Source organism: Stenotrophomonas sp. TD3 (assembly GCF_001939825.1).
Lineage (GTDB): Bacteria > Pseudomonadota > Gammaproteobacteria > Xanthomonadales > Xanthomonadaceae > Stenotrophomonas.
In genome coordinates this window covers 2,768,887-2,784,888 of record NZ_MOYM01000001.1, presented here as the reverse complement: position 1 = coordinate 2,784,888, position 16,002 = coordinate 2,768,887, and the positions used below count along the sequence as shown (strand labels likewise).

The 16,002-nt window shown below is 63.0% G+C and carries 20 protein-coding genes; 6 read left to right on the top strand and 14 right to left on the bottom strand.

The annotated features are described in order from the left end of the window. Positions 1–221: 221 nt before the first annotated feature. Entirely contained in the window at positions 222–542 is a 321-nt protein-coding gene (locus tag BKE09_RS12865; RefSeq protein ID WP_012512348.1) for a DUF6122 family protein, read from the bottom strand. Positions 543–579: 37 nt separating this feature from the next. Continuing rightward, entirely contained in the window at positions 580–2,469 is a 1,890-nt protein-coding gene (gene speA / locus BKE09_RS12860; protein ID WP_012512349.1) for an arginine decarboxylase, read from the bottom strand. 191 nt (positions 2,470–2,660) lie between these two features. On the opposite strand from speA, the gene speE reads away from it, so the two are divergent. After that, positions 2,661–3,512 carry a polyamine aminopropyltransferase gene (gene speE, locus BKE09_RS12855; RefSeq protein WP_049403786.1) on the top strand — a complete coding sequence of 284 codons (852 nt, stop codon included), beginning with the start codon at positions 2,661–2,663 and terminating at the stop codon, positions 3,510–3,512. Positions 3,513–3,630: 118 nt separating this feature from the next. Here speE and BKE09_RS12850 read toward each other — a convergent pair whose 3' ends face one another. Further along, positions 3,631–4,536: an aspartyl/asparaginyl beta-hydroxylase domain-containing protein gene (locus BKE09_RS12850; protein WP_024957655.1), complete on the bottom strand. Its 906-nt coding sequence runs from the start codon at positions 4,534–4,536 to the stop codon at positions 3,631–3,633. Between the two features lie 436 nt (positions 4,537–4,972). Between BKE09_RS12850 and BKE09_RS12845 the strand changes: the two genes are divergently transcribed. Then, positions 4,973–5,632 carry an RIO1 family regulatory kinase/ATPase gene (locus tag BKE09_RS12845; protein WP_075675972.1) on the top strand — a complete coding sequence of 220 codons (660 nt, stop codon included), beginning with the start codon at positions 4,973–4,975 and terminating at the stop codon, positions 5,630–5,632. Between the two features lie 105 nt (positions 5,633–5,737). Here the strand turns inward: BKE09_RS12845 and BKE09_RS12840 are convergent, their stop codons facing one another. Further along, complete coding sequence (locus BKE09_RS12840; protein ID WP_005411374.1) at positions 5,738–6,076, bottom strand: P-II family nitrogen regulator; 339 nt, start codon at positions 6,074–6,076, stop codon at positions 5,738–5,740. A 155-nt stretch (positions 6,077–6,231) separates the two neighbouring features. Here BKE09_RS12840 and BKE09_RS12835 point away from each other — a divergent pair, with 155 nt between their 5' ends. Continuing rightward, the gene (locus tag BKE09_RS12835) at positions 6,232–6,483 is read left to right on the top strand and encodes an accessory factor UbiK family protein (protein ID WP_005419983.1); all 252 of its coding nucleotides are present in this window, start codon (positions 6,232–6,234) and stop codon (positions 6,481–6,483) included. Positions 6,484–6,608: 125 nt separating this feature from the next. After that, positions 6,609–7,043, top strand: coding sequence for an NAD(+)--rifampin ADP-ribosyltransferase (arr, locus tag BKE09_RS12830; RefSeq protein WP_075675971.1), 435 nt, complete (start codon positions 6,609–6,611; stop codon positions 7,041–7,043). Positions 7,044–7,047: 4 nt separating this feature from the next. On the opposite strand, the gene BKE09_RS12825 is transcribed toward arr, so the two are convergent. The 5 genes from BKE09_RS12825 to BKE09_RS12805 form a co-directional block, all read right to left on the bottom strand. Beyond that, complete coding sequence (locus tag BKE09_RS12825; protein WP_075675970.1) at positions 7,048–7,482, bottom strand: DUF4279 domain-containing protein; 435 nt, start codon at positions 7,480–7,482, stop codon at positions 7,048–7,050. Between the two features lie 145 nt (positions 7,483–7,627). Next, the gene (locus tag BKE09_RS12820; RefSeq protein ID WP_075676725.1) at positions 7,628–7,993 is read right to left on the bottom strand and encodes a hypothetical protein; all 366 of its coding nucleotides are present in this window, start codon (positions 7,991–7,993) and stop codon (positions 7,628–7,630) included. A 39-nt stretch (positions 7,994–8,032) separates the two neighbouring features. Next, positions 8,033–8,521, bottom strand: a complete 489-nt coding sequence (locus tag BKE09_RS12815) for a hypothetical protein (protein ID WP_075675969.1) — start codon at positions 8,519–8,521, stop codon at positions 8,033–8,035. Between the two features lie 436 nt (positions 8,522–8,957). Then, positions 8,958–9,287, bottom strand: a complete 330-nt coding sequence (locus tag BKE09_RS12810) for a hypothetical protein (RefSeq protein WP_075675968.1) — start codon at positions 9,285–9,287, stop codon at positions 8,958–8,960. A gap of 240 nt (positions 9,288–9,527) precedes the next feature. Continuing rightward, the gene (locus BKE09_RS12805) at positions 9,528–10,130 is read right to left on the bottom strand and encodes a DUF998 domain-containing protein (protein ID WP_075675967.1); all 603 of its coding nucleotides are present in this window, start codon (positions 10,128–10,130) and stop codon (positions 9,528–9,530) included. 643 nt (positions 10,131–10,773) lie between these two features. Here BKE09_RS12805 and BKE09_RS12800 point away from each other — a divergent pair. After that, positions 10,774–11,130, top strand: a complete 357-nt coding sequence (locus BKE09_RS12800; protein ID WP_075675966.1) for a hypothetical protein — start codon at positions 10,774–10,776, stop codon at positions 11,128–11,130. A 45-nt stretch (positions 11,131–11,175) separates the two neighbouring features. Then, positions 11,176–11,706 (top strand): cold-shock protein, encoded by a 531-nt coding sequence (locus BKE09_RS12795; protein ID WP_075675965.1) that lies wholly within the window; start codon positions 11,176–11,178, stop codon positions 11,704–11,706. A 52-nt stretch (positions 11,707–11,758) separates the two neighbouring features. Here BKE09_RS12795 and BKE09_RS12790 read toward each other — a convergent pair whose 3' ends face one another. The 5 genes from BKE09_RS12790 to BKE09_RS12775 form a co-directional block, all read right to left on the bottom strand. Further along, positions 11,759–12,316: a hypothetical protein gene (locus BKE09_RS12790; protein WP_139319649.1), complete on the bottom strand. Its 558-nt coding sequence runs from the start codon at positions 12,314–12,316 to the stop codon at positions 11,759–11,761. 84 nt (positions 12,317–12,400) lie between these two features. Further along, positions 12,401–12,808, bottom strand: coding sequence for a hypothetical protein (locus BKE09_RS23315; RefSeq protein ID WP_139319648.1), 408 nt, complete (start codon positions 12,806–12,808; stop codon positions 12,401–12,403). Between the two features lie 26 nt (positions 12,809–12,834). Beyond that, the gene (locus BKE09_RS12780; protein ID WP_075675962.1) at positions 12,835–13,275 is read right to left on the bottom strand and encodes a hypothetical protein; all 441 of its coding nucleotides are present in this window, start codon (positions 13,273–13,275) and stop codon (positions 12,835–12,837) included. After that, positions 13,272–13,445, bottom strand: coding sequence for a hypothetical protein (locus tag BKE09_RS23520; protein ID WP_170871747.1), 174 nt, complete (start codon positions 13,443–13,445; stop codon positions 13,272–13,274). Before BKE09_RS23520 ends, BKE09_RS12780 begins: the two co-directional genes overlap by 4 nt. A gap of 717 nt (positions 13,446–14,162) precedes the next feature. After that, complete coding sequence (locus tag BKE09_RS12775) at positions 14,163–15,674, bottom strand: serine hydrolase (protein WP_170871746.1); 1,512 nt, start codon at positions 15,672–15,674, stop codon at positions 14,163–14,165. Between the last annotated feature and the right edge of the window lie 328 nt (positions 15,675–16,002).

Sequence of the window (16,002 nt, the reverse complement as noted above, 5' to 3'; positions counted from 1 at the left end):
TGAAAGCCGGCCAGCGGCCGGCTCTACCAAGCGTCAATCCGGCCGGTCGCCATGCTCCCGGTAGGTGTCGAACGGTGGGTAGTGCCGGCCGCTGGCCGGCAACCACGTGCTCACCGGGAACGCCCTGCGGAAGCCGGCCAGCGGCCGGCTCTACCGAGCGCCAATTCGACCGGTCGCCGTGCTCCCGGTAGGTGTCGACCTTGGTCGACACGCACCCAGCATCAACGGTGATGCATCCACCAGCAGTCAATCGCGTCCAGCACGATGTGGATCATCAAACCGATGCCTACCAACCGCGTCTTCTTCGGCACGCACAGCCCGGCATAGACCGCGATGGCCGGTGCGGTGTGCAGCGGGTGGAACCCGATGCTGCAGCGGTTCGGTGCGTAGATCGGGTCGGCCAGCAGATGGTCCAGGTCGATGATCCAGCCCAGCAGCATCAGCAGCCACGCCGAGGCGAAGCGCTTGCGCCAGAACAGCCAGGCCAGCAAAGCTGGCACGGCGGCATGCAGGAACAGGTGGAAGATCGCGCGCGCGCTCATCGGCAACGGTGGCGCCGGGCAGGCCCGGCACCGTCCATCAGACCAGCGGTTCGTCGGACAGGTAGGTGTAACCGGTCAGGCCGGCTTCCAGCGCCTCCGACAGCTCCTGCGCGCGTTCCGGCGACAGCTGCGCCTCGGCCACGCGCTGCGCATAGGTCGCGCGCAGTTCGTCCAGGCGGTAACCCACGTAATCCAACATCACATCGGTGGTGTCGCCACGGCGCTGCTGGGTGATGGCGTAGCCATCGGCATCGGCCAGCACTTCCACGGCGTCGGTATCGCCGAACAGGTTGTGGATGTCGCCCAGAATTTCCTGGTAGGCGCCGACCATGAAGAAACCGATGCGGTAGCTTTCGCCCGGCTTCATCTTGTGCAGCGGCAGCGAGCTGTCCAGGCTTTCGTTCTCGACATAGGTTTCCACCATGCCGTCCGAGTCGCAGGTCATGTCGGCGATGATGCCGCGGCGGTCCGGGGTTTCGTCCAGGCGCTCGATCGGCACGATCGGGAACACCTGGTCGATCGCCCACACGTCCGGGATCGATTCGAACACGCTGAAGTTGACGAAGTACTTGTCGACCAGGCGCTCGTTCAACTCATCCAGCACAGGGCGATGGCTCTTCTCGTCATAGCTCAGGCGCGCACGCACGCCGTGGGCGATGGCGTAGAACAGATCGTCGATGCGCGCACGCTGCGGCAGATCGATCTGGCCCAGCGCGTAGCTGGCCAGGCCTTCGGCATGGAAATGCTGCGCTTCCTGGAACAGCTCCACCGCCGGGCGCACGTCCAGCTCGTCGTGGATCTCGCGCAGGTGGCGGATCGCCGCCGGCTCGTCGTCGTGCTGGTCCGGCACGCGGCCTTCCTGCGCTTCTTCCACTTCCGACACATTGGCGATCAGCACCGCGTGGTGCGCGGTCATCGCGCGGCCGCACTCGGTGACGATGCGCGGCGGGGTCAGGCCGAACTCTTCGCAGGCATTGGCCAGCGGCTGCACGATGTTGCTGGCGTAGGAATGCAGGCCGTAGTTGATCGAGCAGAAGCTGCGCGAACGGGTGCCTTCATAGTCCACGCCCAGGCCGCCGCCCACATCGACGTGGGTGATCTTCGCGCCCAGGCGCGACAGCTCCACGAAGTAGCGGGTGGCTTCGCGCATGCCGTTGGCGATGTCGCGCACGTTGGAGATCTGCGAACCCATGTGGAAGTGCAGCAGGTTCAGGCAGTCTGCGTACTCGGTGTCACGCAGCGACTTCCACAGGTCCAGCAGCTGGCGCGGGGACAGGCCGAACTTGGCCTTGTCGCCACCGCTGTTCTGCCACTTGCCGGCGCCCAGCGAGGCCAGGCGCATGCGCACGCCCAGGCCCGGCTTCACGTCCAGCGCCTTGGACTCTTCCAGCACCAGCTTCAGCTCGGACGGCTTCTCGATGACGATGAAGGTCTGCAGGCCCAGCTTGCGGCCGATCAGGGCCAGGCGGATGTACTCGCGGTCCTTGTAGCCGTTGCAGACGATCAGCCCACCCGGGCGCGACAGCGCCAGCACCGCCATCAGCTCGGGCTTGCTGCCCGCTTCCAGGCCGAAGCCCTCGCCGTGGTGACTGGCCAGGGTACCGGCCACGCCGCGGGTCTGGTTGACCTTGATCGGGTACACGGCGGTGTAGCCGCCGCTGTACTCCCAGTCCTGCTGGGCCTGGCCGAAGGCCGCCTGCAGCTTGCCCAGGCGCTGGCCGAGGATGTCCGGGAAGCGCACCAGCAGCGGCAGCTTGGCGCCGGCCGCACGGGCCGCGTCCACCACCTTGGGCAGCGACACCACCGGGCCGTCCGCCCCGGTCGGTCTCACCACCATGTGCCCGGCCTGATCCACGTCGAAGTAACCGTCCGCCCAATGCGGGATCGAGTAGGTCTTGCGGGCTTGGTCGAGGGACCAATCGGTCATTTCAGTCGGCCTTGTTGGCAATAAAAGGGGGGGCATGATAACGCCTATATGCCCACAGGTTCGTTATCATGCGCGCCCGCGCCCGTGACAGGTTTCAACCTGAACGGGCCGATCCGTCCGGATGTGGCATCTGTGCCACGCGGCCCCGCCCGCCAGCCCGGCTCCACCCCTCCGAACAGGACTGTTTTCCAATGACTGACAGCAACAACTGGTACATCGAACACTTCGAGCGCACCGGCTCGGCCATCGGCTACCGCATCACCGGCAAGCTGGACGAGGTGCAGTCGCCGTTCCAGAAGATCGAGATCTTCCAGACCACCGACTGGGGCAACCTGATGACCATCGACGGGGCCATCATGCTGACCAGCAAGGACAACTTCTTCTACCACGAGATGATCAGCCACCCGGTGCTGTTCACCCACGCCGCGCCCAAGCGCGTGGTGATCATCGGTGGCGGCGACTGCGGCACCCTGCGCGAAGTGCTCAAGCACAAGGGCGTGGAGAGCGTGACCCAGTGCGATATCGACGAGCAGGTCACGGTGATGGCGCGCAAGCACTTCCCGGAACTGTGCGATTCCAACGATGACGCCCGCGCCGAGCTGCTGTTCGACGACGGCGTGGCCTACATGGCCAACTGCCCGGCCGGCAGCGTGGACGTGGTGATCGTCGACTCGACCGACCCGGTCGGCCCGGGCGAAGGCCTGTTCAACAAGGCCTTCTACGAGAGCTGCTTCAAGGCCCTGAAGGACGACGGCATCCTGGTGCAGCAGTCCGAGTCGCCGCTGATGCAGCTGGACCTGATCAACGAAATGCGCACCGAGATGGGCAAGGCCGGCTTCGGTTCGTTCAAGACCCTGCCGTTCCCGCAGCCGTGCTACCCCACCGGCTGGTGGAGCGTGACCATGGCGCGCAAGGGCGACAGCAGCTTCGACTTCCGCCAGGCCGACTCGGCCGCCAAGACCTTCAACACCCTGTACTACACCGCCGCACTGCACACCGGCGTGCTGGTGACTCCGCCGTTCGTACAGGCGGCACTGAAGTAAGGCGTGCCGACCAACGGTCGGCCCCCATCAATGCAAAAGAAAAACCCGCGCTGGCAACAGCGCGGGTTTTTTCATGTTCCGGTAGTGCCGGCCGCTGGCCGGCAACCTCATGCAACGATCAAAGCGCCCAGATACCGGCGATCACCGCCACCACCAGGCCCCACTTGATCAGCTGGTAGGCCACCACGCTGCGCTCGCGCAGTGCCTTGGCCTTCAGGCGCACCTTGTAGACGCTGCCGAACGCCTTGTTGACGCCACCGGTCGGGTCACCCGGCAGGTTCGGCGAGGCACCACCGGCCAGCAGCGTGGCCGCCACCGCGCGGTTGAACAGGCCCGGCAGGCCGAAGCGCAGCGGGCGGGCGATGTCGCAGAACAGGATCACGCGATCATCCGGCGTCTCGTTGTGCGCGTGGTGGATGTAGGTCTCGTCGAACATCATCCACTCGCCGTCGCGCCAGCTCTTCTTGATGCCGTCCACTTCGATGTAGCAGCCGTCGTTGTTGGGCGTGGCCAGGCCCAGGTGCAGGCGCAGCGAACCGGCGAACGGGTCGCGGTGCGGGCGCAACTCGCTGCCCGAAGGCAGCTGCGCGAACATCGCCGCGCGCACGTCCGGCAGCGACTCCAGCAGCGCGGTGGTCTTGGGGCACATCGCCTTCGCCGACGGGTGCGACGGGCCGTACCACTTCAGGTAGAAGCGCTTCCAGCCACGGCGGAAGAACGAATTGAAGCCGGCATCGTTGAACGTGCTGGAGGCGGCGATCTTCTGTGCATCGCGCAGCGCCAGCGCCTCGTCGCGGATCATCTGCCAGTTCTGGCGCAGCGGCTCCAGCTGCGGGAACTCCTTGGCCGGGTCCAGGAACGGCGTGGTCGGCACCTTCGAGAACATGTACATGACCACGTTGATCGGGGCCATGAAACTGGAGTGGTCCAGCAGCTGGCGCGACCAGCGCGCGCGCACCTTGCCACGGAAGTGGATGTACAGCACGCAGGCCACGAACAGCGCTGCAATGACGATTTTGATGATCAAAGCACTTTCCTCCAGCCGCAGCCGGAACGGGAAACGGGGCGATGCACGGCCAGGCGGCCAGCACCGGTTGGGAACGCGGCAGGGGACGGGGACGTGCCGGAGGGGGGCGGCCGCCGATGTCGCGGGTTAACAGCTTATGGTCGGCAGGGCGTGCGCCGGGGTCAAGCCGGACGTGCGTGGCGTTCAGCGCGGCGCCGATGAATGGGCCGAAAGCGCGCCCAACCCCTTGATTCAACACAGCAAGCCCTATAAGTGAGACATAATTGTCCGATTCTGCGTGACGAACTGTTCCAGCCACGGCCCCGACATTTCTCCGACAAATCGTGGAATAGCGAACTGGCGAGTACTAAAATTAACGAAAACTTAGTAACTCCCTGTAACACCGGTTCGCTTGACGCTTTGCGCCACCCACCGGGTCGTCCGAGACCCCGACATGTATCTTCCTGCTCTCCCCCCCTCCTCCTGCGGCAATGACGCCGCCTCCCCGCTGCTGCTCAAGCGCGGCGAGCGTTTCCTGGCCCCCGACGTCTACCGCACCTGCCTGGATGGGCGCGAGGCGGTCATCAAGGACTACTCCCGCTACCGCGGCACCCCCGTTTCGCTGATCGCGCGGCTGATGGTGCGCCGTGAAGCCCGCATGCTGCAGCGCCTCGGCGGCTGGAAGCATGCCCCCGCACTGCTCGGCACCCTGGGCGGCCTGGCGCTGGGCATGGAATTCATCCCCGGCCAGACCCTGAGCACCGCGCAGGCCGTCGGCAACGACGTGTTCGAGCAGCTGCAGCACGCGCTCAGCCGCCTGCACGCCGCCGGCATCACCCACAACGACCTGCACGGCACCAACGTGGTGGTCAGCGGTGGCGTGCCGGTGCTGCTGGACTTCACCTCCGCCTGGCGCATACCCCGCTGGCTGCGGCGCGGCCCGCTGAGCCGGCAGATGCGCCGCAGCGACATGAAGAACCTGCTGAAGATCCGCCAGCGCGTGACCGGCCAGGCGCCGAGTGCCGCGCAGGCCGCGCTGGTGGCCGACCCTGGCTGGGTCGCCGCCGTGCGGCAGGGCTGGAAGCGGTTCTATAAGTGGGCGAAGCGCCGGTAAGCGCCGCCCCGCTTTACCGCTCCTTGTAGAGTCGAGCCATGCTCGACTGCTCTTCCTGCATCGCGCGAAATGCAGTCGAGCATGGCTCGACTCTACAAAAACCGGTTACAACGCGTCCGCGTCCAGCTCACCGGTACGAATACGCACCACGCTGCCCAGGTCGTACACGAACACCTTGCCGTCGCCAATCTTGCCGGTGCCGGCGGCCTTCACGATGGCCTCAACCACCGCCTCCACCTGGTCATCGGTCACCGCCACTTCCAGCTTCACCTTCGGCAGGAAATCGACCACATACTCCGCGCCACGGTACAGCTCGGTGTGGCCCTTCTGGCGACCAAAGCCCTTCACTTCCGTCACCGTGATCCCGGTAACCCCACGCTCGGCCAGCGCTTCGCGCACGTCGTCGAGCTTGAACGGCTTGATCACCGCCATGACCATCTTCATCGTCTATCTCCTGTCTTCCGGCGTGGAGGATAGCGCCTGAACGCGGCCCGTGCGAAGCCGCTGCGGCCTGTCCGGGCAGTGGGTGCCAGCAGTATCCTTGTGCCCGAATGGCCTGCCCGCGCCGGATGCACGGGCCCACCCCCACGGAGCACCCCATGATCGACCTGAATCAAATCGATGACCTCGCCCGTCGCCTCAGCGACCTGGTGCCGCCGGGCCTGCGCGAATCGCGCGAGGAACTGCAGGCCACCTTCAAGAGCGCGCTGCAGGCCGGCCTGGCCAAGCTCGACCTGGTCACCCGCGAGGAGTTCGAAGTGCAGCGCGCCGTGCTGCTGAAGACCCGCCAGAAGCTGGATGCGCTGGAAACCGCCGTGCGCGAGCTGGAAGGGCGCGGCGCCGCAGAATGAAAAAAGGAGGCGCACTGCGCCTCCCACTACAGAGTATTTCCCGGATGGGGCCTCGCAGCAAGGCCCACCGGGCGCCCTAGACTCGCCGGCCTGTCGATCCGGCAGGACACGCAGGGGCAGTGCCGATGGCGCAGGACACCGAATGGACACCCGTTTCGCATGACACCTGCGACCAGGTCGCCGGGCCGTTCTATCACGGCACCCGCGCTGACCTCGCGGTGGGCGAGCTGCTGAGCGCGGGCTTCCGCTCCAACTATCGCGACAGCGTGGTGATGAACCACATCTACTTCACCACGATTGCCAAGGGCGCTGGGTTGGCTGCGGAGATGGCCAAGGGTGAAGGGCGACCGCGCGTGTATGTGGTGGAGCCGACCGGGCCGTTTGAAGACGATCCGAACGTGACCAACAAGAAGTTTCCCGGGAACCCGACGCGGTCGTACCGGAGTGCGCAGCCGTTGCGGGTGGTTGGGGAGATTGCGGAATGGGAAGCCTACGACGCGGAATTCGTTCGGCAGTTGAAGGCGTTTGTTGCTTCGGGGAGTGGGGAGATCATCAATTGATGGCCTATTGGCGCTGGGCGTTGCGCACTTCTTCATCGGCTTCATAGATGTCCAGCCCGAGCTCAATGCCGCGCTCACCCAAGGCGAGCAGCGCGCGAGGCGAAAGCGAGACACCACCGTTGCTGCTGCCCATGAAAAGACCGCAGAACAGATCAGGCCGGAAGCGTGCCAGAGACTGCCATACGGCGAGATCGCCGGTGAGCTGATCGAGGATCTCGAAGATCTGAGCGTCCAGATCTTCAGGCTCACGACGCTCCGCATCAAGTTGCCAGCTGCCAGTCCTGGCGATACGCACGGTGCCTGATGGGTTGCCTCTGAGTTCCTGGCCCTTGTGATGCGATGCGGTCGGGGTCGCCCCGAGCAAGCCACTGACTTCTTCGGGCAGGAGGTCCTCCCCGAAGAATCGGAGGGCTACCAGGGAATGATCGAATGCGGCCATGGGAATCCAGTTGTCCTTTTCGGAATGTATTCCAGTGCGTAGGCCTCGTTGATGTCAGATTCCAGCCGGAACCGGACGACAGCAGTTTGAGAATAGGCCGAACCGGGGGAGTCGGCTTGGTCTCAAACGGAGAGCTGGCCGGTCTCTACTTGAACATGTCCAATAAGTCCTTGTCTTCATGCCGCTGCTCCCACGTGGAGAGAAAGCAGAAGCTCACCCCACTGCGCATGGCAACCGTTTGGAACCCCGCGAGCTCTTCCTTCGTGATCGGATACTCGACCGGATCAAAATGCAGGAGCGCCCACGGCTTGAGGAGTGAGAACCCGGACGCGAGTTCCGAGAAGATTTCCTTCAGCTTAGGTCGGATGGTGGAGAAGTCCCTGACCGGCCCCGCACGATTGCCAAGGGCGTGGCACTGGCGACGAATGGTTCTGTCACCACCTACCGAGCGAGCGATGAAGTGATCCTGGTGCACTTGAACGTAGAACAATTGCCGGCGAAACATCTTCATTCCCCGCATCGCCCCTAAAAAGCCCAGCCGTACAAATCATCAAGCCCCATCCGGAAGCCGGACCTGCGCCGCGCATTCTGCCGCAACGGGCGCAACCGATGTGCCCTTCAGTCGTGAAAGTGCCGCAAGCGTACGTCGTTCATACGCCTCCGCGACTCCCGGATCTGGCTCGATGAACGGCGATGTGCAGATGTCCTCGACCTTGAATCCCTGCGTGGTCAATGCCAAGACCCGCTCGGGCGCTTTGGGCAATGCACGGGCTACCGCATAGTTGATGGATAGCGAGGCGCCCGCATCTGAAAACGGCTTTAGCGCAGCCGCAACCTCGAGCCATGCAGGATCACCTGACTCGATGCCAGAGGTGACCTGCCCAAACTCCCGCTCGTGCTGCCACAGGTCCCAAAGCACCTTGCGCCCCCCTTCGTTGGCAACGCGATTGAGCACGGCCTGTGCCGAAGGGCGATCCGCCGCGACTGCAGCTGGACTGGCAAGCGCAAGCACGAGTAGGAGCATTGTCATGCTTCTCATGGAACCTGACTCCCTGATGGATGGACCCTTGGGTCCGGTCATACGTCCTGCCCACAAAGCACCATGTGGCGTGCTTTCCCCTGATACAGCGCGATCCTAGGGCGGCTGGGTTTGGCCATTAAGCCGGCGCATGGCCAGACCCAGGCATAGGATCAGAAGCCCCGCCAAATCCACGTTCAAGACACCACGGGCATGTCCGTCACGGATCGCTGGCCAGCCACTTATCTACAGGAATTGCCCTCCGCGGGCCAATATCCGCTCCCGGCCAGGAGCGGACATCAATCGCAAGAGTCTTCCTTATCGCGGAACACCGGCGCGAGAGTCTGAGCTCCATCAGGCCGGCTGGATACGCGACGCGCGATTCTCAAGTTCGACTCTTGCCGCGCTACCGCAAGATGATTACCGGCTAGCGGCCTTGGTCTACTCCAGCGATTCGTCACTCCCGCCTTTCCGCCTGAATATGGATAGACGAAACACCGGAAACCAAGGATTGACTGGACCAAGCATCCAGCTCCTCTGCAATTGAGCCACTCAGAAGCCATCCGCGGCCGGTGCACTGAGCCGAAGCCAAGGCGAGAACCACAAATTCAGGCCACGATTGCGCAGCATGATGGGAGCAGGCACTCACCATGAAGCCGCCCTTGTGATAGGGCTCGGCGTGGAGATTGCTGACTTCAAGACCTGCTTGCTCAAACATCCGTGCCGCGACCTTGAGAGTCGCCTGCTGCGTTGTGCAATTGGTGAACAAGCGCCAGTACAACTCCATGAGTCCACAATCTTCCAAAAGGCCCTCTGGGCGTGGTTGCGCTACTTATAGCAGACGGCGCGCACGACCTTTCCCCTCTTGCCACCCGAGGTGCCTGCATCAAGGAACAAATGGTTGAAGAGCGCCCACGGTTTGAACGGTGAGCACCCTGGCATGAATCCCGAGAAGATCACCTTGAGCTGGGGCCGGAGAATCGAGAAGTCCTTGATCGTTCCTCCATGTTCCTGTCGCGCGCCCCCATCAATGCGCAGGCTGCACCTTCAGCACGCTTGAACCCCTTCGCAGCAGGTACAGCGCAACCAGGAATGGCCACAGCGAGTTGATCGACGAGAACGCGCGCTGTGTCAGCCCCCTGAACCCTTCCGGATCCGCTCCCACCACGTTCAACCAGAGATAGACGATGCCCCCGATGCTCACCATAGCAGTCACGGCATACGCCCTTCGGTTGGCAGACCACGCGCTCAATTCGATGTGCGACATCGCCGGTGCAATGATGTTTGCGATACCGATGGTGTAGAAGCCGTGCATCGGATGGCCCATGGGCCAGAGCCCGTTGGTCAGCATGGAAATGCCAAAGACCAACCAGCAGATTGCACCTACGGCAATCCGACGGCCGGACTCCCGCCATACCCCGATGGAGAACGCCACGAAGCCCATACCGGAGCCGATAGCCGCGATCCTGCCGCAGATGCTTGCAAGCGTTGGCGCCTGCAGCAACTCGCTGGCGTGCTGCGCAAGCGGGTTGTAGCCCGGCGCGAACAGGGCGGCAACGCTGGTCCAGAACAGGAACCACGGAAGCGGGACCAGACCCGCGCAGAGAAGCAGTCGGCTGCGGCGTGACATGTACAGTGGTCCTTGTTTGGCCTGCGCCAGTGGGTGGAATCCAGTCGAACGCTGCAGAACCTTCCTACTGCGGGCAGGACGATCCCGAGTGACTACAGTAGTAGTCAGATTGCGCGCGGCACTCGGTAGGTTCAATAGGCAAGAAGTCATTTAAACCATCTAGCGGGTGTCGCAGCGGTTCGGTTTCATGAGCGATCACACATGCCCGATGGGCGAGTGCTGTCGCATTTGCCGCCCCTTGCATCTCCAACGGAAGGTTCTGACGACTCCGTTCCAGAAGCGCCGTTTCACCTAGCACGCCAAGGCTCTCGCCGCTTCCGGTGCTATGCGACAATGCCAAAAACGTCTCGGGTTTTGGCGGCATTGACCCCTACCCGTTGGCATTCCGAACAACTGCAGGTAATCGTTACTGCGCCACCGTGCATCGGTGGTCGGGACTCGAAAGCCCGTTTTGTTGGGAAGTAGTTTGCGCTTGCCAGCCGGCACCATCGCGCGTGGTGCCGGCTGGCAATCCGTCTGCCGGCTATGGCGGGCGGGGCGTGGGGGTCTTGTACCCGCCGGTTCCCAACATCCGGTTTTCGAGCCACGCTCTGCCCGCCACCTTTATCGGTGGCGGCTTCTGCCTGCATGCACGGAGCCCGACATGACCACGCCGCACTCCCCGCCCCCGCGCCCCATCCAGAAAGCGCCGTCACCCGCGCCCGCGCTGGACCCCAACAGCCTGATCGCCATCCTGCACGCCATCGGCGCGGGCGCTGCGGCCGACGGCCAGCCCTGGCCCGAGCGGCATCATCTGCGCAGCCGGCAAATGGCATTGTCCGACGCCGACTGCGCGCTCACCGGCCAGCGCATCGTCCAGGAGATCCTGCTGGCAGCCGAGCGCACGCGCCAGAACGGCGAGCCGGAGCAGTACGTGGGCGACCGGGTGATGGAGGGGCTGGTGATGGCCGATCTCGCGCTGACTGCCTTCATCCACGAGCGGATGCGACCCAAGGACTGAGCGCGCTTATGGCGCGGAGCTTTCTGCCTGTGTGCGGGGTGACAAATGAAGATGCACGGCCTTGCCGCTGCAGCGGTGTCCATCGCGGTGATCGGCGCGATGTGGGTGGAGTGGCCCGAGCCAGCGGGCGATCAGGTCTGGGCCTACCAGAAGCTACGGCCGGCCGATTACCGCCTGCTGCACAGTGATGCGCTCGGCTTCGTTACCGCGAAGGCCTACCAGGGCTTTGAACTGTACGCGCGCCATGCCGGGGCGACGTCCTTCGAGATCCGATGCAAGGGCGTGCTGGTCATGGACGTGGAGAACGCACCCTCGCGCGTGCTGATCCGGATGCCTGCCGATGCACGGTGGCGGGCACCGGATATTGAGCGCCTGCGCATCAGCTTCGAGCGTTGGATGGATCTGCACCAGAGCCAGGGGCGGTTGCTGGTGGAAAACGCGGGGCCTTCGTGGGTTGAGGCGCGGTTTGGGCGCTTCACTGGTTTGGTGCCTGATGAGCAGCGATGTCTGCTTGGGGGCCCAGGCCACCGCCAGGCCGTTCCCAGCAACCATGTCCGCGCTGGAGTGCCATCGTAGGCCGACGCTTGCAGTGGGGTTGCGCCTGCACCGCAAGGGGCAGAGCAACCGGTCAGGGGCCGAACCCCAGTGCCATTGCAACCACTTTTCCATCCCGGACGTAGAAGCATATGTTCGATCCGCCTTCCGAGAACCCGCAGGTGCGCTCGACCTTGAAGCCGCCCAGCGTTGCCTGCTCTGTGTCCCTCTGGCCATACGCGCCTGCTGCGCTGGCGGCCTTGGACGCCGGGTCACCCATGGCAACGCCTTTCAGCTTCACGCCGCGCAAGCTCTCGGTTCTGCCTGCAGCGGGTTGCCCCGTGCTGATCGATGAAACGCGGATTTCATCGATGGTTCGGAACTCAGGAGCGACGTCAGGGTTGGAGGTGATCAGCACCTCCAAGCGGGTAGTGGGATCCAGGTATCTACGCCGTATCAGTCCTGCCGCGTCCACGACCATCTCGCCATCACCATAGCGGCGCAGGACATCCCGCTCGCTGTAGACATGCGGGATGAAACTTCCATCGCGGAAGGCATTCGATACAAAATCCACCCGTGGATTCCCTGCGGGAAAGCCGGCGACTGCAGGCAACATACCCACCGCAATCAAGATGAATCTGCGTGTCTTCATGACAACTTCGTCCATCCATCTGAAGGAATGATCACAGGACATTCGTGACTCATGTGCGGATAGCCCACTCGTTCCAGAGGCGTATCACCATTCCGGGTGATAGCGGTCCTTGTACTCGTCTTGAATCAGTCCTTGGTTCACATAGCGCCCCTGACTGGTCCTCAGCACGTCCCGCGCGAACCTCAAGGCACCATCAACCGAATCAAACGTCCACTCGGTACCAAAGGGATGATCCGGATCCAGCGCCTCGAACTCGTACACATCGATGAAGCCAGGCGCTCCATTGTCAAACACTTCGCAAAGACGAACCCTCCAGGCGTTCAGATTGGCCTGCTCAATGGAGACAAAGCGAATCACACGCTGATCCAACTCATATCGATCGGGGAGCAGCTGCTCGACATCGCGGCCCGCCGAAAGATTGCCTGTTACATCCAGATCACAAAGATAGCGCTGCAATGGAACCCCCATTCCGTTGAGAAAATTGACCAGCAAGTGAGCATTGGTGACTTCCGGAGCGACTAGGATGCCTCGCCCGAGGCATAGTGCCATGCACCCGACGATTGGCCGTCATAACGGCTATCGATGTCCTCCAGCCATACCTTCAGATCCAGCAGAAACCTTGCATGGTCGAAGTCCTTGAACTTCACCCTGCCCAGTTGCTCCGCCAACTGCTCAAGCAATTCGCGGGATACATACCGCATCTTCTCTTTCATCGAGAGCGGAACGATGGTCGGCAGGTCAAGCATTACATCGGTATAGAACTCCGCCTTCTTTCGTCGAAACTGCACTCTTCGCTTGAAATCCAGCTCGGGATCTCGACACACGAAAAGCAATGCCACAGAAGCCACTTCGTTCCCGTAGCTCCTGGACTCGAATGTGGCGGAGCGCTCTACGTAATGACTCTTGATCCTGCCAACATGCGACTCCCAGTCGCTGTCCGCCGTGAACTTCAGCTTCATCCCTCTTCCGTTCCCTTATAGAAACTACTTCGGACCAGTCCGGCCTCCGCTTCCGCGAGCCCTCCGGTGGCTCTCATTGGTTGCGACTCTCTTTCCTGCTCACGCCGTACGAACTCCGGATCGGACATCAGCCTGTCCATCAGCTGTGAGGCGGTGATGCGTTCGCTCATGCGTTGATCTCTCGAAGGAAGCAGCGGCCCAGCAGACGACGCCAGCACATCATTCCCACTGCGTTCTACACGGATGCGCAGTTTCAATCGCTCTGATCGCCCTTGCGACTTCTTCGCGGGGACTTACTGCTGGCGACAGGACCATTGGGCCGAGATTGGATTCAATGGGCGCCGTCTTGTCCAGCGCATCATGCAGAAGAGGCAGCACTGGACGAGCTCGACACCCCAGAATCGCCAGCATCCTGGAGGCGTAGAACCGGCCCACATCTCCATCCATCTCCAACAGAGAGGCGATCTCTCGCACGCTGGAAGGACTGGCTTCATCAAACTGTCGTTTCCCGAGACTCGACAGACATTCAAGCAAGGCTCTCATGGCCAGGGCCCTTTGATCCGCATTCGGCTGTGCTTTCAGCTCGCGAACCTGCTGGACGACACGCCGGTCCACATCCACGTGACCAACATCAAGATCGCATCCCCTCACTTGGCGAATGGCCGAGGTCGAAGCAGAACCAGCCTCGATCCTGTGACCATCACCGTCGTCGCTACTCGCACTGGCCGGGCCTACCAGACCAAGCCAAACAGCGAGGGCGACGCATACAGCAGCACGTATGGAACCGCTCCGCGTCCGAGAATCGGCCCCGTACCGGGTAGCACTCGAGAAAGATACAGGAATCATTACCACTCCTCTTATCTCCCATTCTCCATGCCAGCCCGCCATCAGTGAACCTGCGCAGGCGCCGCCCGGTTACCTGACGTGCCGCGGAATCGCGTAGGTTGAATCACCTGCGATCGCTCGCTCAGGTCCACAACGATGTCGTCGCCCGAGAACGTCAGCCGGAACCGGTACGCGTTGATGTTTCCGACCTCGTTGTAGTCGAAGACAAAGGTGTTGCTGCTCTCCCACCTGCCACCTACTGCTACGGGCAAACCAAAATTGCCGTTGCCCGACACGCGCGGAGTCCCATCCAACCCAACCGGCCGGGATGGTTCGTGGCGGCTGTTCAATTCAAGTTGGAGCTGCGCCACCTCTGCACCCGAGAACGTGAGCATCAGCGACTTCGCGCCAAGCGGGTTCTCCGACAGTACGTACCGCTTGCCTGACACCGTGCGTGCCAGTGGCGGCATGAACGATACCGGCGGGGGCGGTCTTGCCGCGTCGCTCACCGCGGCCGCCAACCGCGCCACCGCCGCCGGATTCTCCGGCAAGGGCTGGTCAGACGTGAGCGACGCAAGAATAAAAGCGCCGATATCGCCGGGTTCGAACGTCCCGCCGGTGAACACGACGACGATATTCTTCTCTGGACTTACGCTGATCCGTTGGCCACCGCGGCCATTGGCCTCGAACAGCGACGGCTTCCTGTTCGGCTGCAGCCAAAGACCGTACCCGTACTGCTCGTCGCTACCTTCCAGCTGCGCCTGCGGCCGGACCGCAGCACGCATCCATGCTGCCGGGACGAGTTGCCGGCCCTCCCAACGGCCATCGTTCAACCAGAGGTAGCCCAGCTTCGCCATGTCCAGGGGCTCAAGGTGAAGATCGCCCCATCCATACGAAACCCCGTGGCCATCGGCTGGCCAGGCCGCATGGTTGATGCCGAGTGGTCCAAACAACTCGCGACGGGCGAAGTCGAACGCACTCTGGCCCGTCGCCCTGGTGATTGCCGCAGAGAGCAGATGCATGCCGCCGGAGCAGTATTCGAAATGGTTCCCGGGCTCGTCGCGCATCGGCAGGTCCAGCATGAACCGGCTCCAGTCGCTGCTCTGCCTCATCCGCGACAGCGTGATTTCGCCCTGGCTGGCATCGCAGTCCAACCCAGAGGACATCGTCATCAGATGCTCGAGGGTCACGCGCTTCTTCCGCTCGTCCAGATTCGCGATGCCCTGGGCGCCGAAGACCGACGTCAGCGGCTGGTGCAGCTCCAGCGCGTGCTTGCCGATCGCGATGCCCGCCAGCGTGGTGGTGACACTCTTCGTCACCGACGCAACATCGTGGTACTGCCCTTTCTGGAACGGCCAGAAATAGGCATCCACCACCACATAGCCGTTTCGGATGATGGTCAGGCTGTGGATGGGCGTCTGATGCTCGCGCACGTAGTCGAAGGCGTTGGCCAGTACCTCCGAATCCATCCCTTGCGCTTCCGGGGAGGAATGGCGCCATTCCTGCGTCGGCCAGTAGGGTTCCTGTGCGGCTGCATCGAGAATGCCTGCGTAGCCAGAGGCCACCACGGACATGACGCACGCAGCAACGAGTCGTATCGAATATCGCACGGGATCTCCTGGGCACTGACGGCGGAGGGCACTGCGTCGCGTTGTGGGTCTGCCTGGCGCCGCAGATGGGCACGGGGCCGGCCAGCGCCGATTCTGCCACGGTATTGGGGCGAGTCCATGGCGTTGACTGGGTGCCACTCGTCCCGCCCGCGAGCCCATCCGCATTTTTTCTGTTCGCCCGATGCTCGATCATCAAGGGCGGCACCAACGTCATGGGCGGTCTGTACTGACGGAAACCGAGCCGTCCTCCCGCAGGCGGACGTTTACATATGCGTCTGGCGGAGGTATCCGG